The sequence below is a fragment of the Pseudomonas sp. TE3552 genome, from assembly GCF_056278945.1.
Genome location: NZ_JBWBQJ010000001.1, coordinates 2,362,346 through 2,387,504 on the forward strand (window position 1 = coordinate 2,362,346; position 25,159 = coordinate 2,387,504).

Here is a 25,159-nt window from a genome sequence, read left to right on the forward strand (position 1 = left end):
TGTTCTCTCTGAAAAGTAACGGAAACGCTTGAATCAATCGGCTGAAGAGCCGAGTAGATGTTTCGTCAGAAATTGAGTCTGATCCTTCACCAGTTCTTCGAACGCGTCGCCCATGTAGAACTCGAAATGCCCTGCCGCGTAGAGTTTGGTTTCTCCATGCGGCGCCTTGCGCACCAAGGCGATCGTCTGTTCCGGTGGCGTGACGGTGTCAGTGGTGCTGACGCAAAACAGGATGGGAAACTTCACCTTGGAGGCGGAGCGTCCGGGTCGATAAGCCATGATCTCCGGGAGCACCCGTGCTGCGACGTGATTGACGAACACCATCCCTTTCGGCACCAAGGCCAGATAACCCGGCAGGGCATCATGGGCATTCATCAAGGCCGGCTGACCGGGAGCGGCAGCGATTGGCACCATCACGGGCGGGCGCCCCAGTAGCCTGGCTGCAAAATCACGCAGGAGCACCGGCATTACCTGCAGCGATCCCTTCACACCCAGTGCGGCAGTTGAAGCCAGACCATCGGTAAAAGGGCACTGACTGATGGCGGCCAGTAACTCGGGATGCCGGCTGGCCACGGTAATCGCATGCCCTCCGCCAAACGAGCTTCCCCATACTCCAACCCGGCGCCCATCGACATCCGCGCAGCCTTTGACGAAGTCCAGCGCTGCATCCCAATCAGCCAGTTGCCGCTTCACAGACATCAACTGTCTGGGCCAACCACCGCTGTCTCCGAAATAACGGTAGGTAAAGGCCAATGTAGCGATTCCCGCAGCGGCGAATCGCTCAGAAAAGGCGTCGAGACGCATCTCGCGAACCGCACCAAGTCCGTGTCCGAGCACTACAATCGGCGGTTTCTCTACGCCGACCGGCAGGTAGAGCCAGGCCGAACAGTAGGTTTCGCCCGAGTCAAAGCGAACATCCTGGCGAGTGAATTGGTAGGTAAGCGGTGACATTTGATTCATTTCCTCCCTCCCCCGTTTTGCAGGGGCAAAGAGCCTTGCTCAAGGGTTTGCTCGAAAATGGTCGGGTTGTAGAACGGCACGTTGCCGTCCCGATCGGTGCGCTCAAGGTATTCAACCATGAGCGATTGCGCAGTCTCGGTCGGCGAGATCTTGATGAATTCGGTACGCTCCATATGCAGCCCCTCGTCGAGGGTGGCTGACCCGCCGAAGTACACGGCTCGCTTGACTGCCTCAATCGCCCCTTTGGGTCGGGAGCCCAGATACCCGGCCAGCTCGATGGCTCGATCAAGCAGCGCATCTGGAGCAACCACTTCGTCGATGTATCCTATTTCGAGCGCCTTCCGTGGCGACACCGGCCGACCTTCAAGCATCAGCATCAGCGCGCGATGGGCGCCGACCAGTCGTGGTAATCGCTGAGTGCCTCCGCCACCAGGAAGGATTCCAAGAAGCACCTCGGGCTGCCCGATGAAGAAATCGCCATCCGCCATGAGGCGGGCGTCGCAGGCTAGCGCGAGTTCGCTGCCCAGCCCCAGCGCAGAACCGTTCAGAGCGGCGATGAAAATGACGCCGCTGCGGTTCATCCGCAGAAAAGTGTCGTGCAGCTTGTCAAGCTGCATCCCGCCCTCCAGCGGTGTCAGAGACGCAGCTGCCGCCAAAGGCGGAACTCCGCGAACGCTCTTTGCAGTTCGAGCGATAGCCGAGGCAGCAGTGCGCCCGACCGACGGGATACTCTTTCCACCTTCCTGCAGCCAACGAACGTCTGCATGACCGATGAAACGCTCAGGATGAGTTCCGGTGAGAACCACCGCTTTTACCGCGGTATCGGACTCTAGCTTGTCCAATAACTCCGAAAGCTCATTGGCCATGTCCAACCCCATCAGCCCGTGCGGACCTCCATCCAGCCGCGCAATCAACACAGAGCCACGGGACTCCATATCAAGGTATTCGGGCGGTGTATGCATCTTTGTCATCTCTTGGATCCTCCGGTGACAAACGTAAGGAGCAAGCGCTCCCATCAGTATTTGCTACCCCCTGACCAGTCATCAGATCAGCCGAAGAGATAGATAACACTGTTATTGCAAAACATAACACCGTTATATTACTCTCGCAATATGTCCTGACCTGTACACAAAACCTGAATGCTCAGCTCCTGAAGGGAACCTCTGAAATGAAACCGCACATCACTGTGGTACAGAGCAATCAAACAGCCAGAAACCCGACTGAATCCCTTCTTCCTGAATGGAGACCAGCCATCTTCGTCACAGGCGCGGCTTCGGGAATCGGTCGCGCCTGCGCTGAGTTGTTTGCGCGGCGCGGTTGGTTCGTGGGGCTATACGATATCGATTCAGAGGGTGTCGCTGCGGTCGCCGCGATCCTGGGAGAGGGCAACGCCATCTCCGGTGCGCTCGACGTGAGCGATCCCGAAGCATGGAAGCAAGCGCTTATGGATTTCTGGGCACATAGCGGCCAGCGGCTTGACGTGTTGCTCAATAACGCTGGGATTCTCGCTGCCGGTCAATTTGAAGCAGTACCGTTGACCAAACACCAAGCAATGCTTGACGTGAACGTTCTGGGAATGATCACCGGCTGCCACAGCGCCTTCCGGTACCTGCGAGGCACGCCCTGCTCTCATGTCATCAATATGGCCTCGGCCACCGCAATCTATGGCCAGCCTGAACTGGCAACCTACTCGGCGACCAAGTTCGCCGTGCGCGGATTCACCGAAGGGCTCGACCTCGAATGGAGCAAGTTCGGCATCCGCGTGAGTGATATCTGGCCGAGCTTCGTAAAGACCGCAATGGCTGATGATTACGGTCGTATCCCCAGCGCCAGATCGCTGGGTATTCGGCTCACGTCGCACGACGTCGCATCGACCGTGTGGGCTTGCGCGACGTCGAAACGACGAATCCACAAGACCCACTGGACAGTCGGCATGCAAGCTGGATTCTTGTCGTTCGCTACACGTCTCGCGCCTGCGGCTCTGACCCGCTGGGTCGTCCAACGCATTGCGCGATAACGGATAGGTTTATAGCATGGCTATACGTTTTATATAGCGTAACGACTAAACGAACGGTATAGTGAAATCAATAAAAATGACTCAATCTGTTCAGTGAGCGATACATGAAAGCGACCGTGAGATCAGCCGTCCAAGGGACTGGAACAACGCCCAATGCCTTCGACTTGAGGCAGCAGTGGCTTTTCACTGTATTTCAACTGAGCGGAATTTTGTACAATGCGCCATGACAAACAAAACCTACGGTCAACTCTGCCCCTTAGCCCGGTCGCTCGACGTACTCGGAGATCGCTGGACGCTGCTCTTGATTCGCGAACTCCTGTTAGGTCCGAAGCGTTTCAAGGATCTGCTCGCGATCCTGCCTGCAATGGGTACAAACCGGCTGTCCGAACGCCTGGCCATGCTGGTGCAGAACGGCGTCATTCAACAAGTCACCCTGCACACACCTTCCGCAACGCCAGCTTACGAGCTGACGGACTTGGGCGAGCAACTACGCAAGCCGGTGATCGCGCTGGGATTCTGGGGGCTGAGCCTGCCGATCGACGAACGCATCGATCCTTCCAGTGCTCGTGCGGAACTCATAGCTCTGTGCCTGACAGGCTCGAACGATTCGGCTGCGAGCACCGGTTTGCAGGAGTTGTACGAGTTCCAGGTGGGGGCGGAAGTCTTCCATATTCGAGTCAGCGACGGGAACCTGTTGGCACGCTCCGGGCCGAGCGAAGAGCCCATCGACGTCAAAATACAATGCGACATGGAAACCTTCATTGCGTTGGTCCTGCGCCAGATCACTCCAACTCGCGCACTTCGCGAAGGTCATGCAAAGCTGTTGCAAGGGGATCGGCCAGCCTTCACACGAGTGTGCAAAGTACTCGAATACAAGCCATAGGACTGCCGGCCTTTCCCCCTTCCCTCGCGCCATGCGGATCGAGGGAGACTTGCCCGCCCGGCATCCGTCATTGCCTCTTTATCAGCGAGTTGCTTGCAGCCTTGTACCCGCGTCTGGCCCGAGGGTACTTGCCTGCCAGGCAAGGCTCTTCTTGCCATCAACGCAACTTGCAACCCCAAAATATATAAATAGGGCAATCGCCTGCCAGAGAGGGCTTTGTAACTAAAAAACAACTACGTGTCTGCAAGATCCAATTAACACTTCCTACTCCAGCCCGGCCGGCACTATTGATGTATACGGCCGCCCACGATTTCTATTCATCCCGACAACAACAACAACAACAACAACAACAACAACAACAACAACAACAACAGGTACCGTCAGATGAACCATGAATATTTTTCTGCGCTTCGCCCTTCCCGGAAATCAGTACTGCGTTTGAAACGTCATCTTGAGACAGGGTCCACCCTGATACTCAAGTCAAGCAGTGCGTTGTTCAAAACCACTCTGTCATTGGCTATCTGTGGGCAGGCAACTTTATCTTTAGCCAATGGTTTATCTATTAACGAGCAAAGCGTTAGCAGCGCCGGAACTGCTTATGCCGGGCGCTCGTCTGCTGCTCTGGATGCGAGTACTGTCTATGGAAATCCGGCCGGCCTGAGCAAGATAAAGCGCAGGGAAGTGAGCGGAGGGTTCGCCTTGATCAAGGTTAATAGTGATATTAAAAACGCTCATAGCGATGCGCCAGGCACCAACAAAGGAGATTCCGTACCCCTGACGAAAATCCCTTTTGGCTATTTATCCATACCGATTGACGAACGCTTCACTTTCGGCTTGGGCTTGTACGCTCTCTATGGCCTTGTGAACGATTACGAAAGTTCGTTCCAGGGACGCTATCATGGTTCCTATAGCAAGGTTCAAGTTAAAACCCTGAACTCCGCCGTTGCTTATCGCATCAATGATCATGTCTCTGTCGGAGGCGGGCTAACATTGAACCGTATCGAAAACAATATGCAAACCTATTTGGCCACAGGGCTGCTCAATGGGGGCAACGACACGCAGATCACTATCAAGGGTAACGATAACGCCGTTGGCTATAATTTCGGCCTGATGGTCGACCTGAACGACTCCACCACGTGGGGCGTCACCTATCATTCAAAACTTGATTTTCACGTCAACGGCCATACGCAGGTGAGCAACTCGCCAAGTGCTTTCGGTCTCGATGGCAAATACAGCAATAAAATAGACATCACTTTGCCAGAGTCGCTGGACACATCGTTTACCCATCACTTTGACGAGCGCTGGACTGGCTACCTGGGCGCAACCTGGACCCGATGGAGCCGCGTTCAGAGGATCGAAGCGGTCAATAGTGGTGTACCGCCACTGGGCCAGCAACTGGGTTTCAACAGCTTTGGAGATGACTTTAAATTACATGACACCTGGTCGATGGCTATTGGGGCCTCGTACCAGCTTTCCCCGCAATGGCTGTTGCGCAGCGGCTTCGCTTACGATCCATCACCTGCCCGCAACGCCGATCGAAACGTCCGACTCCCCGTGGGCGACCGAAAAGCCGTGACGCTGGGAATAGGCTTCTCTCCCAACGCCGACCTGACCATCGATTTGGCTTATGGCTATCTATGGGAATCAACCACCTCCGTCAGCCAAGCAAATACAACCGGCGTACAGCCCGGCTACAGCGCGAAATACGACAACAGCGCGCACGTTATAGGTACACAGATAACCTACCGTTTCTGATTTGTCATCAGCCTGGCTCCCTGATCGGAGCCATAGCCCATGCTCACTTGGGCGAGAGCCCAGCGGATGATCGACACTGGAAGCCGGCCGATCATGGGCGCCGGTCGTCTCGCAGATCTATGGCTCCGCTGTTGGATGCCCTCGCCTCATCGTCGATCCGCCTACGTCTACCACCCAACCAGCCAAACTATACTATTCATATAGTCTTTGAAATATACGAATGGTATAGTTAAATCTACAAGAGTCCGCAGCACCATTACAAAAACAAGGAGACGCCGCATGACCCGTTCTTTCACGCCTGATCGCAGTGCTTGTCTGAGTAGCACGCAATGAATCCATCTTTCGATTTCGACTACATCGTGATCGGCTCCGGATTCGGTGGCAGCGTGTCCGCCTTCCGGCTGACAGAAAAGGGCTACCGCGTTGGCGTAATGGAGATGGGCAGACGCTGGACGGCCGAGGACTTTCCAAAATCCAACTGGGACGCGCGGCGCTGGATGTGGCGACCCGGGTTGAAGATGTTCGGTTTCTACAACATGCGCCTGTTCCGTCACGTGATGATCGTCAGCGGCAACGCAGTCGGTGGCGGATCCATTACCTATGCCAACGCCTTGCTGACACCGCGCGATAGCGTATGGAATGAGGGTTCCTGGGCCGGCCTGGCGGACTGGAAACGAATCATGCCGCAGTACTACGCCACGGCGGAGAAGATGCTGGGCGTGACAGAGAGCAAGATCATGGGCGAGGCTGATTTACGCCTCAAGAAAATGGCGGATTTGCAAGGCGTGGGCCACACGTTTCACCTCCCACGCGTTGGTACCTTCTTTGCTCCCGATGGTGAAGAAGGCGGCCAGACCTACCCGGATCCCTACTTCAATGGTGAAGGCCCGGCGCGCGGAACCTGTACCGGGTGCGGTGGCTGCATGATGGGTTGCAAGCACAACGCCAAGAACACACTCGACAAGAACTACCTTTATCTCGCAGAAAAGCGCGGCGCCCAGGTTTTTGCCGAGACCAAGGTGGTGGACGTGCGACCGCTCAACGGCAAAGAAGACGGCAGTGACGGCTATGAAGTCTTCACTGAATGCTCGACCGCCTGGTTCGCCAAACTGCGCCGCAGTTTTCGCTGCCGCGGTGTGATCTTCGCCGCCTCCTCGTTGGGCACCATGGAATTGTTGTTCCGGCTCAAGCAAAACGGGTCGTTGCCGCGCATCAGCGACGACCTCGGAAAGCGTGTGCGCACCAATGCCGAATCCCTTATCGGTATACGCTTTCCGGCAGCGGACAAGAGCATGTCGCCAGGACTGGCGGGGGGCGGCAGCATCTATCTCGATGAGCACACCCATATCGGAGTCGTGCGCTACCCGGAAGGCTCGGATGCGATAGGCCTGATGATGACCTTGCTATGCGGCGGGCGCCCGGGGTGGATGCGAATATTGACCTGGCTATGGACACTGCTCAAACATCCACTGCAAGCATTGCTCGTGCACAACCCCGCAGGTTTCGCCCGTCAGACCATGTTACTGCTGGTGATGCAGACAGCGGACGCGTCTCTCGATATGCGACTCAAGCGTCGCTGGTTTTGGCCGTTCGCGAAACAGCTCGCCAGCGAAGGCGGCCCCATCCCCACCTTCATTCCGGAGGCGAATGCCTTTGCTGAAAAGGGCGCAAAGGCGCTCGGTGGCATACCTACCACTTTTCTCTCCGAGATTTTATTCAACATCCCGACCACGGCGCATTGCATGGGCGGCTGTGCGATGGCGGACTCGCCGGAGCGCGGCGTGATGGACGTACAGAACCGGGTCTTCGGCTATCAGAACCTGCTGGTTTGCGACGGCTCGATGCTCAGCGCCAATCTCGGGGTCAATCCAAGCCTGACGATTACCGCGCTGACCGAGCATGCCATGTCGTACATCCCAGTGAAAAACAAGCGGGTATCGAACGCCATCCCGCTGCACACCCTTCAATCTTGAATCAGACCTTATAGAGAACTCACCATGACCGCCTCCTCGCCTGAAGAAAATCTGCTGAACCAGCCTTTGCAACTCCCGAACGGCAGCGTTTTTCGCAACCGCCTCGCCAAGGCGTCCATGAGCGAAACGTTGGGCACCTACAACAATCACCCGACGTTGAAACTGGTCGAGTTGTACCGGCGCTGGTCCGCCTCGGGCATTGGTTTGCTCATCACCGGAAATGTGATGATCGACCGGCGTGCGCTCGGCGAACCAGGCAATGTGGTGATCGAGGATGTAACTGACATGCCTATGCTACGCCAGTGGGCCGGTGCTGCAACCGAGCAGGGAGCCGCGATCTGGGTGCAGCTTAATCACCCTGGCAAGCAGTCGACCAAAGGCCTGAATGACAGCAACCTCGCGCCATCAGCGGTCCCGTTCCGCGAGGACATGGCCGCACTGTTCGAGACTCCACGCGAAGCCACCATTGCCGAGATCGAAGACATCATCCGGCGCTTTGGACGCAGCGCAGCCATCTGCAAGGAGGCCGGTTTCAGCGGCGTGCAAATCCATGGCGCGCACGGTTATCTGATCAACCAGTTCCTCTCGCCACACCACAATCGGCGTACGGATGAATGGGGTGGCAGCCCGGAAAAACGTCGACGTTTCGTGTTGGCTGTTTACGCCGAGATTCGCCGCCAGGTCGGCGCCGAATTTCCCGTCGGCATCAAGCTCAACTCAGCAGATTTCCAGCGCGGAGGCTTCACCGAAGAGGAATCAATGGCGACGATTCATGCACTTGCCGAAGCAGGCATCGATCTGATTGAGATTTCGGGGGGCACCTATGAGGCTCCAGCCATGAGCGGCGGGCTCCAGGAGACGAAAAAAGCATCCACCGTAGCGCGCGAGGCTTACTTTCTTGAGTTTGCTGAAAAGGTGCGCGCCTCGATCAAGGTGCCTTTGATGGTCACTGGCGGTTTTCGCAGTGCCGCCGCCATGAACGCTGCGCTGCGTTCCGGAGCGCTCGATGTCATTGGCCTCGCGCGGTTATTGGCCATTGATCCCGAGGCACCGGCGGCCCTGCTGCAAGGTCAGGACAGTTCGCAACGTGTACGGCCGATCACCACAGGCATCAAGCAAATCGATCAGATGGGCGTCATGGAAATCTTCTGGTACACGCTGCAGCTCAAACGAATCGCCAATGGCGGCGATCCGCGTCCCAACGAAAGTGGGCTGTGGGCACTTTCCAAATCAGTGATGAAAAGCGGCTGGGGCACGTTCCGTACGCGGCGCATGCGCGCACGGGCCTGAGCCCGACGCTCGCTCGCATCGATCGCCACAATAACCACCTGGAAGACTTCAACATGACCGACACCCATTTCACCACCCCTACCCGCTTCGTGGAAGTTGATGGTGATCAATTTGCCTATCGCCGCTGGGGCAACAATACGACAGGCCAGCCCCCTCTGTTTTTCCTTCAACATTTTCGCGGCGGTATGGATCATTGGGACCCACTTATGACGGATGGCCTGGCTGCGGGGCGCGAGGTCATCCTCTATAACGGTCGAGGGATTGCCTCTTCTTCCGGCAAACCGCGAAACCGGATCGAACATATGGCCGATGACGCGGCTGCGGTGATCCGCACGTTAGGCCTGTCCAAGGTAGATATTCTAGGCTTCTCACTGGGTGGTTTTCAGGCCCAGGACCTGACACGACGACATCCTGACCTCGTGCGCAAGCTCATGCTGCTCGGCACCGGACCTCGTGGCGGTAATCCGGACTCAGACCCTGGAGTGCTGGAAGCAGCACCGCGCCCCGTTCCGACCCTCGAAGACTTTCTGTTTCTGTTCTTCGGTCGATCCGCGGCGGCGCAGCAGGCCGGACGTGATTTCTGGGAGCGCCGTCATCAGCGTGTCGACCAGGACCCACCCAGCTCTCCTGAAGTGATACAGGCCCAGATCGAAGCGAATATGTACTATTTGCCAAAGCTGGACCCGAACGATCCTTTCAATCATCTGCGCGAGATCAAACAGCCGACGTTCATTCTGAACGGTATGAATGACGTTATGGTTCCAACGGTCAATTCCTGGTACATGGCTCAGAACATCCCGAACGCCCAACTGTTCCTGTACCCGGATGCCGGTCATGGTGCTCAATTCCAATGCCCTGAGCGTTTTCTCAAACACGCCATTCAATTCCTCAACGAGTCACCCCTTGCGGAGCAAGCTCACCATGCTGAAGTTTAAATTTTTGTTATGGGCGTTGACCAAGCTATTACAGAGAACAATCAAAAAAAGTCCTGACTGTGCAAAATACGTTAAAGGCAAGGAGCTGGTCTTTCAAATCCAAACGCATGACGGAGTGGGTCGCTACTTCACCCTTAAAAGCGGCAAGATAAAATCCTCTGCCGGTTTGACTGAAAAGCCAAAATTTACCCTGTCGTTTAGAGATGCAGCAAAGGGTTTCGCCATTCTGTCTGCCAAAGACAGTAAAGATGCATTTCTCACAGGATTGCGTAAAGAGGACTTGGTTATTCGCGGTGACTTTGTTGAAGTGATGTGGTTCCAGGGATTAACTGAATACTTGCAGCCCGGTAAAAAAACATCAGCATTTTACCCTTCGACGCGCTAGGAATTTGATGCAGTGAGCCCTACTTGATCTGACAGTCATCCGCTTTTTTATGGGTGCCTGTCAGATCTGACTTTCTCGCCGTGATCTTAGCTTCTTCGGGGATCCGGATAGCCTGGCCTAAGGCGCGCCGAACGGCCTTGCAGGCCTTGGTCCTGCAGGAACCTGGTCACGCCCATTCACATGAATGTAATCGCAATCTTGTCCGGCATTCGCTCGGCGTGGTCTTTTATATAGTCATGGAACTGTTCCATCTGGCCACCTCGCTGCCATCCGCCAAGGTTGACGACGAAGAGCCGTCTCCCCTGTTCGCCTGGACGGCTTCGTTATCCTTGGGGACGAGCAGCACAATTGCCCCCACGATCACTTCGAAAATCCCGGCACCGACAATCACCAGGCCGGTTTCAAAACGGGCATACAGCGCAGCACCACAGGCACCGGCAATCAGAATCGACGCACCCAGCGTGGCAAAGCGCAGCCTTGCCAGTCCGGCGATTTCGCTTTGCCGGAACCGGGTTTGAATGAGCAGAATGAATGAGATGTCGATCAGTGGCCCGCCGAGTGCCGCGAGACTTGCGCCGATCATCATCCCCGTCAGGACGTGTTCCGGTGGCAGGTACAGCACGGCCGCACCGATGACTGCGATGCCCAGGCCGTTTACCACGGAGCCGAAGGTAAACCCGTGATACAAGCGGCGGATCTGCAGATTGCCCACAACAAGAATGGAGATCAGGTTCCCTGCCCCGTAAGCCCCCATGATCAGGCCGTAGGCAGCAAAGCCCTGTACGCCGAATCCCTGGATATCGTATTTGACGACTGCCAGCGCCATGCCGATCGATATACCCACGCTCCAGGCAACATTGCCCAGTCCCGCGCACACATACACCGCCTGCATCTGGCTGCGTCCCGCAAGGCTTCTCCAACCGGCGGTAAATCCGGCACGCCGGCTTGTTGCCTTGACAGGTTGGCGCGGCAACGCTTTGCCCAACTTCATGACCGCCCACGCGCAGATCAGGAAGGTGATGCTGTTCAGGGTAAACAGATGCTCGATCGGAATCAGCAGCGTAATCGCCGCTGCCAGCATTGGCCCGATCACCCGGGCGACCCGGATGATGGCATCGAACAGCGCGTTGACCGATTGCAGCTGGTCCGGCGCCGCGGCAATCCGCGGAAGACTGGCACGCAGCGCCGGCTCGAACAACGAGTTGACGATCATCATGAGCATGAGCGGCACCGCCAGCATCCACAGACTCATGATGCCGAGCCCCCAAGCAAGCACCGGAATCAAGGCAAGCCCGGCCCGCGCCAGGTCGGCGCCGATCATCGTGCGACGGTGGTCCCAGCGCTCTGCCCATATCCCCCCCAGCAAAGCACCTGCCAACGCGGCAGCACCGCGTAAAGCACTGAGCCAGCTTGCATCGGTTCCGGCGATCTGCACCGCCATCCAGGCGATGGCAATCGCGAAGAGTTCATCACCGATCGAAGAGAGCGCCAACCCTCCCCACAGCAAGGCTACGGGCCGCTGAAGCAACGGCCTGAACAATTTCATATCATCAACTCCGCACAGTCACTCAACAGGTCTGAAAAAAGCCTGTCGTCTCGTTACTCGTTGGTTGGAAACCACTGCCCCGTCGAACAGGCAGTCCATTTCGGAACTCAGTACGTCATAAGTGCGAGGCGAACACAGCGGCCGCGTCGGTAAACGTTAAACAGGTAACGCAGAGGCAGACTTGCGCACGGCAAAATGTTCGGCAGTTCGCTTGAGGTGCCCACTTTCGGGATAACGCTGTCTTTCGTGAGTCAAATGAAAAACCAGCCCCCTGATCAAGGACACATCACAATCAGATAACAGGATGCTTTCCTACAGGAAATGCAGGAAGTCTTGTCGAAGGACGTGCCTGTGGCACGCATGCCATTACGGCAGACCAGTCATTCCCTGACCCGGTTGTTGCTCCCTGAAGAGCCCTGATCCTACGTAAGAATTTATGAGTGTCAACGGGCTTTTTCCGACTTTTATCAACGCAGATTGGAAACCTGATGCCGTTGAGCCCTGGTGAAAACTCAACCTACAGCAACCAGCACGTCGGAAAGAAGGAGAAGACTTCAGGGGCAGAATTTCCGCCCTGATTACCAGGTCGGCGTGCCCGCCGAGGAACGTCTCTGCAGTACCATTTTCCGTGCATAGTCCCGCTCACTGACAATACCGATTACATTCCCGTTTTCTACGACAGGTAGAGCACCGATGTTCCGCTCAGCCATAACCCTGATCGCTTCCAACACCATTTGGTCCGGCGCAATGGTGTGAACTTTTTGATTATGCACGGGCTTTAAACACAGTAATTGGGTAACTGTTTTCATGACAATCTTCTCTTATTTTATTTTGATGCAAGTGCCTGCTAATGGGCGCCCTGCCTAGTCAGTGGCTGCGACTTCGTTCAACCGTTTTCGATGGCACTTCCAAAAACAATTTTTTGTAATCTGATGAAAAGCGCCCCAGATGGTTAAATCCCCACCGCATCGCTACCGCGGTGATGTTTTCATTACAACCACCCTCTAAAAGCGCCTGCCTGACCGCTTCAAGGCGAAACCGCTTCAAGTACAAAGCGGGAGATATACCGAAGTACTTCTTGAAGTCCTCAGACAGTTTGAAGCGGGATACGCCAGCCGCCCGACCGATATCGTCCAGATTCAGTTCGCCGCCAGCATTTTCATGCATGAACTGCTTGGCCTTCAGCAAATACGCAGGGCAGCGTGTTTGCGAGATCCCCTCCAATCACTTGAGTAATTATTTGGCTGCGCCAGGATCAAGCCCCCGGCCCCCAAGAAACGGACAGATATCGCCTCGAATCCGGATAGCCGCACTGCACAGAAAGGCTTTCAATCGGGCTGAGCCTAAAACTACAAAAAGGGTGTACCTGATGAACAGCACTAGAAGCATTGCGCAGTGGCAAGACTACATTCAGGGTTGTCTGGATTTCCGGCCGGCTGAAGGCATATACCGTATCGCCCGTGACATGTTCACAGAGCCGGAACTGTTCGACCTGGAGATGGAGCTGATCTTCGAAAAGAACTGGATCTACGCTTGCCACGAAAGTGAAATCGCGAATCCCAATGACTTCCTGACGATGCGCGCAGGTCGTCAGCCGATGATCATCACCCGGGACGGAAACAATCAGCTCCACGCGCTTATCAACGCTTGCCAGCACCGGGGCGCAACGCTAACTCGCGTCAGCAAAGGTAACCAGTCAACCTTCACCTGTCCGTTCCACGCATGGTGTTATAAAAGTGACGGCCGCCTGGTCAAGGTAAAGGCACCTGGGGAGTACCCGGAAGGCTTCGACAAGGCCACCCGCGGCCTGAAGAAAGCCCGGATCGAAAGCTACAAGGGCTTCGTCTTCATTAGTCTGGACGTCAACGGCAGCGACTCGCTGGAAGACTACCTCGGTGATGCCAAAGTGTTCTTCGACATGATGGTCGCGCAGTCCCCCACTGGCGAGTTGGAGATACTGCCGGGCAAGTCGACCTATAGCTACGACGGCAACTGGAAACTGCAGCACGAAAACGGTCTGGACGGTTATCACGTCAGCACCGTGCACTACAACTACGTCTCCACGGTACAGCATCGCCAGCAAGTCAATGCCGCTAATGGCGGCGGCTCCGACACACTGGACTACAGCAAACTGGGCGCCGGCGATGCCGAAACCGACGACGGCTGGTTCTCGTTCAAGAATGGTCACAGCCTCTTGTTCAGCGACATGCCCAACCCGACTGTACGCGCCGGTTATGCCACCGTCATGCCGCGTCTGGTGGAAGAGTATGGCCAGCAGCAAGCCGAGTGGATGATGCACCGTCTGCGCAACCTCAACATCTACCCAAGCCTGTTCTTCATGGATCAAATCAGCTCACAACTGCGCATTGTGCGCCCGGTGTCCTGGAACAAGACAGAGATCACCAGCCAATGCATCGGCGTGAAAGGTGAGTCCGACGCGGACCGGGAAAACCGGATTCGCCAGTTCGAGGACTTCTTCAACGTTTCAGGAATGGGAACCCCAGACGACCTGGTGGAGTTTCGCGAAGCCCAACGTGGATTCCAGGCGCGCCTTGAACGCTGGAACGAAGTATCACGCGGCAGTGAAAAATGGGTTGAAGGCCCCACACCCAACAGCGAGGTTCTGGGCATCAACCCGGTATTGACCGGCACCGAGTTCACCCATGAGGGGCTCTACATTAATCAGCACGGTTCCTGGCAGCGCTTCCTTCTGCAAGGCCTGGAACAAAAAGCCCTGAAGTTGAAGGAGGTGTGAAATGAGCGCACTACAACATTCCGTCGAGCAGTTCCTTTACCGTAAATCCGAGCTGTGTGATCAGCAGGACTGGGACGCCTACATCGCCCTCTTTGATGAGCAGAGTGAATTCCATCTGCCGCAATGGGAGTCGGAGCATGTGTACACCACCGACCCCAAGCGCAGCATGTCGCTGATTTACTACTCGAACCGGTCTGGCCTTGAAGACCGGGTGTTTCGCCTGCGCACCGGTAAGTCAGCGGCTTCGAACCCGATGCCGCGCACCCTGCATCAAATCAGCAACGTGCGAATCAAGGAGCTCGATCATGGCTTGCTTGAAGTCAAGGCAGCCTGGGTCACGCTTTACACTCGCCAAGGATTGTCCGAGCAGTTTTACGGCCATGTGACCTACCACCTTAAAGCGGTCGCAGACAGCTGGAAGATCACTCGCAAGCACATCGTGTTGCTCAATGACACGATCAATTCTGTGCTTGATTTCTATCACCTGTGAGCTGCGGGGCACCTTGTCATGAACCATAAAGTCGCTTTCAGCTTCGCAGACGGCAAGACCTCGTTCTTCGAGGTCAAACCAAACGAACTGCTGCTCGACGCTGCGCTGCGTAATGGTGTGAACATTCCACTGGATTGTCGCGAAGGCGTCTGTGGCACCTGCCAGGGCCGCTGCGAATCAGGTCAATTCACTCAAGACTACGTCGATGAAGAGGCATTATCCGAACACGATCTGGCCCAACGCAAAATGCTCTCTTGCCAGACCCGCGTGCAATCGGACGCCTCGTTTTATTTCGACTTCGACTCGACGCTGTGTAACGGCGGCGGAACCCAGCTGTTACAGGCGGTTGTTACCGGTGTAGAGCAAATGTCAGCCACCACTGCAATCCTTCATATCGACGCGTGCTCCAACAAGCAGCAACTGGATTTTCTTCCGGGACAGTACGCACGTGTGCATGTTCCTGGAACCAGTGAGTGGCGCTCTTATTCATTCGCTAACCGCCCGAACCCCACTAACCAGCTTCAGTTTCTCATCCGGCTGCTGCCTGATGGAGTAATGAGTAACTTCATCAGAGAGCATTGCCAGCCTGGTCAACTCATTGAGTTCGAGGCACCTTTGGGTAGCTTTTATCTACGCCAAGTGACCAAGCCACTGGTACTGGTGGCAGGCGGAACCGGCCTGTCGGCTTTCCTCGGAATGCTGGATAACATTGCAGAAAAAGGAGGTTGCGGCCAGCCAATCCAGCTGTTTTATGGCGTTACGCAGGACAACGATTTGTGTGAGCTCCCGCGGTTGGCCGGTTACCGTGAACGCATCGCTGACTTCGACTACCACCTCGTCGTCTCGAAACCGTCCGCGGCATGGGCAGGCAAAACCGGGTGGATTCCAGAACACTTCGACCGCCAGCAATTGGAGGCTAATCCGTTCGATATCTATTTGTGCGGTCCGCCACCGATGGTGGAGTCCATCAAAACCTGGATCAACGCTCAGCAGATTGAACATTTTCAGATGTACTACGAAAAATTCATCGAGAGCAACGCCAAGCAGTGACGACAAAAAAGGGGAAATAGCCTCGCGGCTATTTCCCCTTTTATCTTGTCTTCAATTGAACCTGGCAAATCAACGATCAAAGCGTTCAGCCAGATGACACAATGCTTCGGCCTGACGTTGCAAGTCCTCGCTGATGTGCTTTCCGTCCAGCGCCTTGCCGACACTATCAGTCGACAGTTCAGCCACCTGCAATACCTGCTGCGACAAACTTTCCACCACTTGGGACTGCTGCTCCATGGCAGCCAAGCATTTCCGATTTTGATCGGTGTACATATCCGTTTCTGCGGTAATGTTGTTCACTTAAGTGAGATGCTTCAGTCATGCTTACCTTTGTGGCGAGCGAGCTTGCTCGCGCTGGGCTACGTAGCGGCCCCAAAATCTGATAACAATCACCGATTTTTGTGAGTGCTACGCACTCAAGCGGGAGCAAGCTCCCTCGCCACAGGTTGCTCACTGACTCAAAACGTTATTAAGTGACAGCATTACGCTCCGGGGATTTGTGTACGCCGCCGGTCTAATGTGGGAGCGAGCCTGCTCGCGATGGCCATAACGCGGTTGATGCCAGTCCCTTACACTCCCTGCAACACTGAATTGTCATCATTTCATTTGATAGCCCACTAACGGAAGGTGCATGCTAGAGGGCTCGCTATGAACTTATATCATTCCGAATGATAGTTACCTTCGCTTCATTCGATTCGTGCCATACAAGCCCGCCAAGCATCATCCGTCCATCTCAATACATTGGCGGATGCATCCATGGAACAGTCACTCAAACATTTGCGCTTCCCCTTGGCCTTGTTGGCCGTGCTGGTGATGAGCGCCTGCGGCAAGACTCCGGACGCTGCCGCCACCATGCCCGCAGCCAAAGTCAGCGTGGCCAAGGTGCTGGAGCAACCGGTCAACGAGTGGGACGAATTCACCGGGCGCCTTGAAGCGCCGGAAACGGTAGAGATTCGTCCACGGGTCTCCGGCCAGATCGATGACGTTGCCTTCACCGAAGGCGCGTTGGTCAAGAAAGGTGACCTGCTGTTCCAGATCGACCCGCGCCCCTTCCAGTCTGAGGTCCGCCGCCTCGAAGCCCTGGTTGCCCAGGCCCGCGCCACAGCCACCCGCAGCGAAAACGAAGCCCTGCGCGGCGAACGTCTGCGCACCAGCAACGCGATTTCCGCCGAACTCGCCGATTCGCGCACCAGCGCGGCTCAAGAAGCACGCGCCGCCGTCGGCGCCCTCCAGGCCCAACTGGACCTGGCCAAACTGAACCTGAGCTTCACCCGCGTCACAGCCCCTATCAGCGGCCGTGTCAGCCGTGCGGAAATCACCGCCGGCAACCTGGTGACCGCCGACACCACCGCGCTGACCAGCGTGGTCTCCACCGACAAGGTTTACGCCTACTTCGACGCCGACGAGCGTGTGTTCCTCAAGTACAACCAGCTCGCCCGCCAGGGTCAACGCGGCGCCACCACCCCGGTTTACATGGGCCTGTCCAATGAAGACGGCAACCCGCATCAGGGCCAGATGAACTTCGTCGACAACCAGGTCAACCCGAAGACCGGCACCATCCGCGGTCGTGCTGTGTTCGACAACAGCGATGGCAGCTACACCCCGGGCTTGTATGCACGCCTGAAACTGGTGGGTAGCGGCACTTACTCCGCTGTGTTGATCAACGACGAAGCGGTCGGTACCGACCTGGGTAAAAAGTTCGTGCTGGTGATGGATGCCGACAACAAAACGGCTTACCGCCCCGTCGAACTGGGTCCGAAGATCGAAGGTTTGCGCATCGTGCGCAGCGGTTTGAACAAGGACGACACCATCATCGTCAAGGGCCTGCAACGGGTACGTCCTGGCTCACCGGTCACCCCTGAGGTGATTCCGATGGCCAGCCAGGAAACCCTCGCGGCGCTGGCTCAACAACGACAAGCGCTGGAAGCCAGCAACCTGCCCCAAGTCGCACCTGCCAAGGTCGCGCCGGGTACGGTTGTGAAAGTGGCTGCTGCGACTCCACGCGGTTAAGGGATCTCTACGATGAATTTTTCCCAATTCTTCATTTCACGGCCGATCTTCGCAGCGGTACTGTCGCTGCTGATCCTGATCGCCGGCGCCATCTCGCTGTTCCAGTTGCCGATCAGCGAATACCCGGAAGTGGTGCCACCGACCGTGGTGGTCCGTGCCAACTTCCCGGGCGCCAACCCTAAAGTCATCGGTGAAACCGTGGCCGCTCCTCTGGAGCAAGCCATCACCGGCGTCGAGAACATGCTGTACATGTCCTCGCAGTCCACCGCCGACGGCAAGATCACCCTGACCATCACCTTCGCCCTGGGCACTGACCTGGACAACGCGCAGGTACAGGTGCAGAACCGCGTGACCCGGAGCGAGCCCAAGCTTCCCGAAGAAGTGACACGCATCGGTATCACCGTCGACAAGGCTTCGCCTGACCTGACCATGGTTGTGCACTTGACCTCGCCGGACAAACGCTACGACATGCTCTATCTGTCCAACTACGCCTTGCTCAACATCAAGGATGAGCTGGCGCGTCTGGGCGGTGTCGGTGATGTGCAGCTGTTCGGTATGGGCGATTACTCCCTGCGGGTGTGGCTCGATCCGAACAAGACCGCTTCGCGCAACCTGACCGCCACCGATGTGGTCACCGCGATTCGTGAACAGAACCGTCAGGTAGCGGCCGGTGCCCTGGGCGCTCCACCCGCTCCGAATGCCACGGCGTTCCAATTGTCGGTCAACACCCAGGGTCGTCTGGTGTCCGAGGAAGAGTTCGAGAACATCATCATTCGCTCCGGCGAAAATGGTGAGATCACTCGCCTCAAAGACATCGCTCGCGTCGAGCTTGGCTCCAGCCAGTACGCCCTGCGTTCCTTGCTGAACAACCAGCCGGCGGTGGCGATCCCGATCTTCCAGCGCCCAGGTTCCAACGCGATCCAGATCTCCAACGACGTTCGGGCGAAAATGGCCGAGCTGAAGAAAAACTTCCCGGAAGGCATGGACTTCAGCATCGTCTATGACCCGACGATCTTCGTGCGCGGCTCCATCGAGGCAGTGGTTCATACCCTCTTCGAAGCGTTGATCCTGGTTGTGCTGGTGGTGATCCTGTTCCTGCAAACCTGGCGCGCCTCGATCATCCCGTTGGTGGCGGTACCGGTTTCGCTGATCGGTACGTTTGCCGTGATGCACCTGTTCGGCTTCTCGCTGAACGCCCTGTCGCTGTTCGGACTGGTATTGGCCATCGGTATCGTGGTCGACGATGCGATTGTGGTGGTGGAGAACGTCGAGCGAAACATCGGGCTCGGACTCACCCCGGTAGAAGCCACCAAGCGTGCGATGCGTGAAGTGACCGGCCCGATCATCGCGACGGCGCTGGTGCTGTGTGCGGTGTTTATCCCGGCCGCGTTCATCTCCGGCTTGACCGGTCAGTTCTACAAACAGTTCGCCCTGACCATCGCGATTTCTACCGTGATCTCGGCCTTCAACTCGCTGACCCTGTCGCCGGCGCTGGCCGCCGTGTTGCTCAAGAGCCATGACGCGCCGAAAGACCGTTTCTCCAAGGTGCTGGACAAGATCTTCGGTGGCTGGTTGTTCCGTCCGTTCAACCGCTTCTTTGACAAAGCCAGTCATGGGTATGTCGGCACCGTAGGCCGGGTTATCCGCAGCAGCGGTATCGCCCTGCTGCTGTACGCCGGCCTGATGGTGCTGACCTTCTTCGGGTTCTCCAACACCCCGACCGGTTTCGTACCCGGTCAGGACAAGCAATACCTGGTGGCCTTCGCGCAACTGCCGGATGCCGCGAGCCTGGACCGTACCGAAGACGTGATCAAGCGCATGTCCGACCTGGCCCTGAAACAGCCTGGCGTGGAAAGCGCCGTGGCCTTCCCCGGCCTGTCGATCAACGGTTTCACCAACAGCCCGAACGCCGGCATCGTGTTCGTCACCCTGAAGCCTTTCGACGAACGTAAGGATCCGAGCATGTCCGCCGGTGCGATTGCCGGTGCGTTGAACGGCCAGTACGCCGGGATTCAGGAAGCCTACATGGCGATCTTCCCGCCACCGCCGGTACAAGGCCTGGGGACCATTGGCGGTTTCCGCCTGCAGATCGAAGACCGGGGCAACCTGGGCTATGACGAGCTGTACAAAGAAACCATGAACGTCATCGCCAAAAGCCGCAGCGTGCCGGAACTGGCCGGTCTGTTCACCAGCTACACAGTGAACGTGCCGCAGGTCGATGCTGCCATTGACCGGGAAAAGGCCAAGACCCACGGCGTGGCCGTCAGCGACATCTTCGACACCCTGCAGATCTACCTGGGTTCGCTGTATGCCAACGACTTCAACCGTTTCGGTCGTACCTATCAGGTCAACGTTCAGGCCGAGCAACAGTTCCGCCTCGAATCGGATCAGATCGGTCAGCTGAAAGTGCGCAACAACCGTGGCGAGATGATCCCGTTGGCGACTTTCATCAAGGTCAGCGACACCTCGGGGCCAGACCGGGTGATGCACTACAACGGCTTCATCACCGCTGAAATCAACGGTGCGGCAGCCCCCGGCTACAGCTCCGGCCAGGCCCAGAAAGCCATCGAGAAACTGCTCAAGGATGAACTTCCGAACGGCATGACCTACGAGTGGACCGACCTGACCTACCAGCAGATTCTGTCCGGCAACACCGCGCTGTTCGTGTTCCCGCTCTGCGTACTGCTGGCGTTCCTGGTACTGGCGGCTCAATACGAAAGCTGGAGCCTGCCACTGGCGGTGATCCTGATCGTACCGATGACCCTGCTGTCGGCCATTACCGGGGTGATTGCTTCGGGCGGTGACAACAACATCTTTACCCAGATCGGCTTGATCGTACTGGTGGGACTGGCCTGTAAGAACGCGATTCTGATCGTCGAGTTTGCCAAGGATAAACAGCAAGAAGGTCTCGGCCCGCTGGCAGCGGTTCTGGAAGCCTGCCGTCTGCGTCTGCGGCCGATTCTGATGACCTCCTTCGCGTTCATCATGGGTGTTGTGCCACTGGTCTTCTCCAGCGGTGCCGGTGCCGAAATGCGTCATGCCATGGGTGTGGCGGTGTTCTCCGGGATGCTCGGGGTGACCTTCTTCGGTCTGTTGCTGACGCCGGTGTTCTACGTACTGATTCGCAACTTTGTGGAGCGCGGCGAGCAACGCAAAGCGGCCAAGGCGCTGAAATTGGAGGCGCAACAATGAGCCTGAAAGCCTTCCTGCCGAGCCTGCTGGTACTGGCCCTGAGCGCCTGTGCCGTCGGCCCGGACTACAAAACCCCAGCCACCGAGGCGGCCAACATCACGGCCGCCACCGATGGCAGCGCCGGTCAGAAGAACTTTGACCGCGCCCGTTTCGAAGGCATCTGGTGGCAGCAATTCGACGATCCGACCCTCAACCAGTTGGTGAAGCAATCCTTGCAGGGCAACCGTGATTTGCGCGTGGCCTTCGCCCGCTGGAAAGCGGCCCGGGCGATTCGTGATGACGCCAGCAATGACGCCATGCCGACCATCACCAGCCGCGCGAGCAGTGACCTGGCCAAGGGGCAGATTCCCGGTCAGACCACTAAACGGGTCAACAGCGAACGCTATGACCTGGGCCTGGACATGGCCTGGGAACTGGACTTGTTCGGTCGCATCCAGCGCAATCTGGAATCCAGCGACGCTGAACAGCAGGCCGCCGAAGCCGATCTTTACCAACTGCAAGTCACCATGATTGCCGAACTGGTGGACGCCTATGGCCAACTGCGCGGCGCACAACTGCGGGAAAAGATCGCCCTGGCCAACCTGAACAACCAGCAGGAGTCGCGCAAGATCACCGAAAGCCTGCGCGATGCCGGTGTCGGCGATCAGTTGGACGTGGTTCGCGCCGATGCGCGCCTGGCGTCTGTCGAAGCCAGCGTCCCGCAGCTGCAGGCCGAACAGGTTCGGCAGAAAAACCGTATCGCCACCCTGCTGGGTGAACGTCCGGACAAGCTGACCGTAGACTTGAGTCCAAAAGACTTGCCGGCGATCGCCAAGGCCCTGCAGATCGGTGATCCGGGTGAATTGCTGCAGCGTCGTCCGGACATTCTCAGTGCCGAACGCAAACTGGCTTCAGCCACCGCGCGGATTGGCGTGGCCAAAGCGGATCTGTTCCCACGGGTTAGCCTCAGCGGTTTCCTCGGCTTCACTGCCGGGCGCGGTTCGCAGATCGGCTCCTCGGCAGCCAACGCCTGGGCACTAGGCCCAAGCATTACCTGGGCGGCGTTCGACCTGGGCAGTGTGCGGGCCCGTTTGCGCGGTGCCGATGCTGAAGCCGAAGGCGCCCTGGCGACCTACGAGCAGCAAGTACTGCTGGCGTTGGAAGAATCGGAAAACGCCTTCAGCGATTACGGCAAACGCCAGCAGCGCCTGATTTCGCTGATTCGTCAAAGCGAATCAAGCCGCGCCGCTGCGGACCTGGCTGAGATTCGCTACCGCGAAGGCACCGTGGATTTCCTCGTCTTGCTCGATGCCCAGCGTGAGCGCCTCGCGGCGGAAGATACCCAGGCTCAGGCCGAAGTCGATTTGTATCGCGGCATCGTCGCGATCTACAAAGCCCTCGGCGGCGGCTGGCAGCCAGAGACGGTCGCCAGCAAGTAATGGTTTAAGAGCCCCTTTGGTTGGCCGCAACCCAACCAAATTTTTTGCCCCGCGCCTCATTCGGTCGCGGGGCTTTTTTTTGTCAGTCTGTAGGAGCGAGGCTTAGTGAGTGGCCTGTGAATCCCGGCTTTCCATGACAGTGACGGTGGCCGTGGTCCCGGCACGCAGGCGGTTTTTGGCGATATAGTCGGCGTCGATCTGAATCCGCACCGGCACTCGTTGCGCCAGTTTGACCCAGGTATAGCTGGGGTTGATGTTGGCCAGCAGGCGACTGCCGGGGGAGTTCTCACGGTCGGCGATAGCAAAAGCGATGCTTTGCACAGTGCCGCCGAATGTCTCGCCGCTCATCAACTCGATCTTGACCCGGTCGCCCTCCTCGATTCGCGGCAACTTGGTTTCTTCGAAGTAGCCACTAACATAAAACGATTGACTGTCAACCAACGCCAACAGCGCACCGCCACCACTAGCGAAATCACCCTCGCGGGTCAGCAGATTCGTCACATAGCCACTGACCGGCGCCACCACCCGGGTTCGTTGTAAATCCAGCTCGGCCTGAGTCAAGGCGGCAATAGCCAGCTGCACATTGGCTTGCGCCAAGCCAAGGTTGGCCTGGTTTCTCAAGAGGTCCGCCTGAGCTACCGCCACTTCGGTACTGGACTTTTCCCACTCTTCGCCGGAGATCGCGAAACGCTGCTTGAGCGTCCTTCGCCTCTGCTCTTCGCTCTGGCGTTGTTTGAGTAAGGCCTCACTGGAAATGATTGATGCCTTCGACTGGCCCTCAGTGGCTTTCGCCACTTCGACTGAGCGCTTCGCGTGTTCGACCGCCAGTGCGTAGCGCGCCGGGTCGATTTCCAGCAGCAACTGGCCCTTCTGCACATGCTGGTTGTCCTGCACCTGCAAGCTAATGATGCGTCCCGAGACCTCGGCTGATAGCGTCACCACATCGGCACGCACTCGCGCATCACGGGTCCAGGGTGATCGAGTGTAATGATCCCAAGCAAACCAACCGAGCAGTACCGCCAACCCGACTACGGCCAAAGTCACCAGTTGTGCAACGGTTTTCTTCAGACTCATGAGATACCCATCACCAAAATCACCACCGCACACACGCAAGCGTAGACGGTCATTTTCACTGAGATTTGAATATTTTCAGATAGGTTGTAATGGGCAACGCGCCTGATCGAAGCGGTCGCATCGTCTTCCTCCGTTACGCCGCTCTTCAAAGGCATGAAAGATGACAAGGAGCCTATGGAGCCGCCAATCCTCGACGGCCGTCCAAGGGCCTGGCCCGAATTGAATGTGCCAGCAAAACCGACGGACGGCCCCATATGGCAGCGTACGGCGTGCGCCATGGATTAATCTTTAGGTATTGGAAGTCTCAACCTCGGATGCTGGCTGATATGTTTGATACACCCAAGTCACAACAGAACCATCTTCTGGCGGCCCTTCCCGCACAATCGCGGGAGCGCTTGTTGCCCTACTTCGAACTGATCACCCTGCCGCTCGGCAAGGTGCTCTACGAATCCGGGGATGTGCTGCAGCACGTCTACTTCCCCACCGACGCCATCGTGTCCTTACTGTATGTGATGGAAAACGGCGCATCGGCGGAAATTTCAGTGGTAGGCAATGAAGGCTTGATCGGCATCGCCGTATTCATGGGTGGCGAAAGCACGCCAAGCCGGGCGATCGTACAGAGCGCCGGGCATGCCTTTCGGTTGCCCAGCCAGCGACTCAAGGATGAGTTCAATCGCCACGGGGAGATGCTCCTGCTGATGTTGCGCTACACCCAGGCGTTGATCACCCAGATGGCGCAGACCGCCGTGTGCAATCGCCACCACTCGATCGATCAACAATTGTGCCGCTGGTTGCTGCTGTCTCTCGATCGCCTGCAAGACAATCAACTGATCATGACCCAGGAGTTGATCGCCAACATGCTCGGCGTACGCCGTGAAGGCGTGACCGATGCCGCTGGCAAGCTGCAACGCCTGGGCGTCATCGAATACAGCCGTGGCCATATCAAGGTGCTGGACAGGGCCGCACTTGAGCAACTGAGTTGCGAGTGCTACGCCGTCGTCAGAAAAGAAACCGAGCGCCTGCTGCCCTATGTTCCATTAAAACCTGCTTGCTGACCCGCACCTGCGTGCTCTAGCGAACAGACCACCCCGACGGCGTCCCTCACACTCCAGCTATGAGACGGTTCAACACTCGCCCTTCCCGAGTCCACCGTCCTCACTGGAGTCATCATGCTATCCACGCTTGAGTTGCGTCACATTATCGAGTCAGCACTCCGTCCCCTGTCCTGCGAGTGCCGAGTCGATCAAAGCGGATCACTGCAGGCTCTGATATTCGAGCCTGTCTCTGGTCGAGTAGAGCTGTTGGTTACGGGAATTCTTACTGCCAGCCTCAATTGCAATCGAGCGATAGGCAAGCTCATAGCTGAAATTCAGGAGGACCTCGAAACGACTCATGGGCAGAGGCCAGCACTCAGGATTGGGTAGAG

General features: G+C 57.1%; 22 protein-coding genes and 1 pseudogene. 15 read left to right on the top strand and 8 right to left on the bottom strand.

Features of this window, described 5'->3' with window-relative positions; all coding sequences use genetic code 11:
* Window positions 1-33: 33 nt before the first annotated feature.
* Window positions 34-960, bottom strand: a complete 927-nt coding sequence (locus tag ACZ9BB_RS10460) for an alpha/beta hydrolase (protein WP_476213703.1) — start codon at window positions 958-960, stop codon at window positions 34-36.
* Window positions 957-1,931 carry an enoyl-CoA hydratase/isomerase family protein gene (locus tag ACZ9BB_RS10465; protein ID WP_476213704.1) on the bottom strand — a complete coding sequence of 325 codons (975 nt, stop codon included), beginning with the start codon at window positions 1,929-1,931 and terminating at the stop codon, window positions 957-959. The genes ACZ9BB_RS10460 and ACZ9BB_RS10465 overlap by 4 nt, the downstream gene beginning before the upstream one ends.
* Window positions 1,932-2,128: 197 nt before the next feature.
* Here ACZ9BB_RS10465 and ACZ9BB_RS10470 point away from each other — a divergent pair, with 197 nt between their 5' ends.
* The 7 genes from ACZ9BB_RS10470 (at window position 2,129) to ACZ9BB_RS10500 (ending at window position 10,198) form a co-directional block, all read left to right on the top strand.
* Entirely contained in the window at window positions 2,129-2,977 is an 849-nt protein-coding gene (locus ACZ9BB_RS10470) for an SDR family oxidoreductase (protein ID WP_476213705.1), read from the top strand.
* Window positions 2,978-3,200: 223 nt separating this feature from the next.
* Window positions 3,201-3,860, top strand: coding sequence for a winged helix-turn-helix transcriptional regulator (locus ACZ9BB_RS10475; RefSeq protein ID WP_476213706.1), 660 nt, complete (start codon window positions 3,201-3,203; stop codon window positions 3,858-3,860).
* A 384-nt stretch (window positions 3,861-4,244) separates the two neighbouring features.
* Entirely contained in the window at window positions 4,245-5,615 is a 1,371-nt protein-coding gene (locus ACZ9BB_RS10480; RefSeq protein WP_476213707.1) for an outer membrane protein transport protein, read from the top strand.
* Between the two features lie 329 nt (window positions 5,616-5,944).
* Window positions 5,945-7,588 (top strand): GMC oxidoreductase, encoded by a 1,644-nt coding sequence (locus ACZ9BB_RS10485; RefSeq protein WP_476213708.1) that lies wholly within the window; start codon window positions 5,945-5,947, stop codon window positions 7,586-7,588.
* Between the two features lie 24 nt (window positions 7,589-7,612).
* Window positions 7,613-8,878, top strand: coding sequence for an NADH:flavin oxidoreductase/NADH oxidase family protein (locus tag ACZ9BB_RS10490; protein ID WP_476213709.1), 1,266 nt, complete (start codon window positions 7,613-7,615; stop codon window positions 8,876-8,878).
* A gap of 53 nt (window positions 8,879-8,931) precedes the next feature.
* Window positions 8,932-9,813 (top strand): alpha/beta fold hydrolase, encoded by an 882-nt coding sequence (locus ACZ9BB_RS10495; protein ID WP_476213710.1) that lies wholly within the window; start codon window positions 8,932-8,934, stop codon window positions 9,811-9,813.
* Window positions 9,800-10,198: a helicase gene (locus tag ACZ9BB_RS10500; protein ID WP_476213711.1), complete on the top strand. Its 399-nt coding sequence runs from the start codon at window positions 9,800-9,802 to the stop codon at window positions 10,196-10,198. Before ACZ9BB_RS10495 ends, ACZ9BB_RS10500 begins: the two co-directional genes overlap by 14 nt.
* A 226-nt stretch (window positions 10,199-10,424) precedes the next feature.
* On the opposite strand, the gene ACZ9BB_RS10505 is transcribed toward ACZ9BB_RS10500, so the two are convergent.
* From ACZ9BB_RS10505 to ACZ9BB_RS10515, 3 genes and pseudogenes are all read right to left on the bottom strand, one after another.
* Window positions 10,425-11,744, bottom strand: coding sequence for an MFS transporter (locus tag ACZ9BB_RS10505; RefSeq protein WP_476213712.1), 1,320 nt, complete (start codon window positions 11,742-11,744; stop codon window positions 10,425-10,427).
* A 587-nt stretch (window positions 11,745-12,331) separates the two neighbouring features.
* A pseudogene (locus tag ACZ9BB_RS10510) lies at window positions 12,332-12,553 on the bottom strand (CBS domain-containing protein); the annotation flags it as partial.
* A gap of 58 nt (window positions 12,554-12,611) precedes the next feature.
* Window positions 12,612-12,911 (bottom strand): helix-turn-helix transcriptional regulator, encoded by a 300-nt coding sequence (locus ACZ9BB_RS10515; RefSeq protein ID WP_476213713.1) that lies wholly within the window; start codon window positions 12,909-12,911, stop codon window positions 12,612-12,614.
* Between the two features lie 202 nt (window positions 12,912-13,113).
* Between ACZ9BB_RS10515 and antA the strand changes: the two genes are divergently transcribed.
* The 3 genes from antA to antC are packed head-to-tail and all read left to right on the top strand — an operon-like array spanning window position 13,114 to window position 16,039.
* Window positions 13,114-14,499, top strand: coding sequence for an anthranilate 1,2-dioxygenase large subunit (gene antA / locus ACZ9BB_RS10520; RefSeq protein ID WP_476213714.1), 1,386 nt, complete (start codon window positions 13,114-13,116; stop codon window positions 14,497-14,499).
* 1 nt (window position 14,500) lies between these two features.
* On the top strand, window positions 14,501-14,989 hold the full coding sequence (antB, locus tag ACZ9BB_RS10525; protein ID WP_095054953.1) for an anthranilate 1,2-dioxygenase small subunit: 489 nt from the start codon (window positions 14,501-14,503) through the stop codon (window positions 14,987-14,989).
* An 18-nt stretch (window positions 14,990-15,007) separates the two neighbouring features.
* The gene (gene antC, locus ACZ9BB_RS10530) at window positions 15,008-16,039 is read left to right on the top strand and encodes an anthranilate 1,2-dioxygenase electron transfer component AntC (protein WP_476213715.1); all 1,032 of its coding nucleotides are present in this window, start codon (window positions 15,008-15,010) and stop codon (window positions 16,037-16,039) included.
* 69 nt (window positions 16,040-16,108) lie between these two features.
* Here the strand turns inward: antC and ACZ9BB_RS10535 are convergent, their stop codons facing one another.
* Window positions 16,109-16,339, bottom strand: a complete 231-nt coding sequence (locus ACZ9BB_RS10535) for a hypothetical protein (RefSeq protein ID WP_476213716.1) — start codon at window positions 16,337-16,339, stop codon at window positions 16,109-16,111.
* Between the two features lie 456 nt (window positions 16,340-16,795).
* Here ACZ9BB_RS10535 and mexE point away from each other — a divergent pair, with 456 nt between their 5' ends.
* Genes mexE through ACZ9BB_RS10550 form a run of 3 tightly spaced genes read left to right on the top strand, consistent with a single transcriptional unit; the run spans window position 16,796 to window position 22,659 of the window.
* Window positions 16,796-18,049, top strand: a complete 1,254-nt coding sequence (mexE, locus tag ACZ9BB_RS10540) for a multidrug efflux RND transporter periplasmic adaptor subunit MexE (RefSeq protein WP_476213717.1) — start codon at window positions 16,796-16,798, stop codon at window positions 18,047-18,049.
* 12 nt (window positions 18,050-18,061) lie between these two features.
* Window positions 18,062-21,241, top strand: a complete 3,180-nt coding sequence (locus ACZ9BB_RS10545) for an efflux RND transporter permease subunit (protein ID WP_253423539.1) — start codon at window positions 18,062-18,064, stop codon at window positions 21,239-21,241.
* Window positions 21,238-22,659, top strand: a complete 1,422-nt coding sequence (locus ACZ9BB_RS10550) for an efflux transporter outer membrane subunit (protein WP_476213718.1) — start codon at window positions 21,238-21,240, stop codon at window positions 22,657-22,659. Before ACZ9BB_RS10545 ends, ACZ9BB_RS10550 begins: the two co-directional genes overlap by 4 nt.
* Window positions 22,660-22,761: 102 nt before the next feature.
* On the opposite strand, the gene ACZ9BB_RS10555 is transcribed toward ACZ9BB_RS10550, so the two are convergent.
* Both ACZ9BB_RS10555 and ACZ9BB_RS10560 read right to left on the bottom strand, forming a co-directional pair.
* Entirely contained in the window at window positions 22,762-23,733 is a 972-nt protein-coding gene (locus ACZ9BB_RS10555; RefSeq protein WP_476213719.1) for an HlyD family secretion protein, read from the bottom strand.
* Window positions 23,730-24,011, bottom strand: coding sequence for a hypothetical protein (locus ACZ9BB_RS10560; RefSeq protein ID WP_476213720.1), 282 nt, complete (start codon window positions 24,009-24,011; stop codon window positions 23,730-23,732). Before ACZ9BB_RS10560 ends, ACZ9BB_RS10555 begins: the two co-directional genes overlap by 4 nt.
* A 48-nt stretch (window positions 24,012-24,059) precedes the next feature.
* Between ACZ9BB_RS10560 and ACZ9BB_RS10565 the strand changes: the two genes are divergently transcribed.
* Window positions 24,060-24,788: a Crp/Fnr family transcriptional regulator gene (locus ACZ9BB_RS10565; RefSeq protein WP_476213721.1), complete on the top strand. Its 729-nt coding sequence runs from the start codon at window positions 24,060-24,062 to the stop codon at window positions 24,786-24,788.
* Between the two features lie 114 nt (window positions 24,789-24,902).
* The gene (locus ACZ9BB_RS10570) at window positions 24,903-25,157 is read left to right on the top strand and encodes a DUF1652 domain-containing protein (RefSeq protein WP_476213722.1); all 255 of its coding nucleotides are present in this window, start codon (window positions 24,903-24,905) and stop codon (window positions 25,155-25,157) included.
* The last annotated feature ends 2 nt before the right edge of the window (window positions 25,158-25,159 follow it).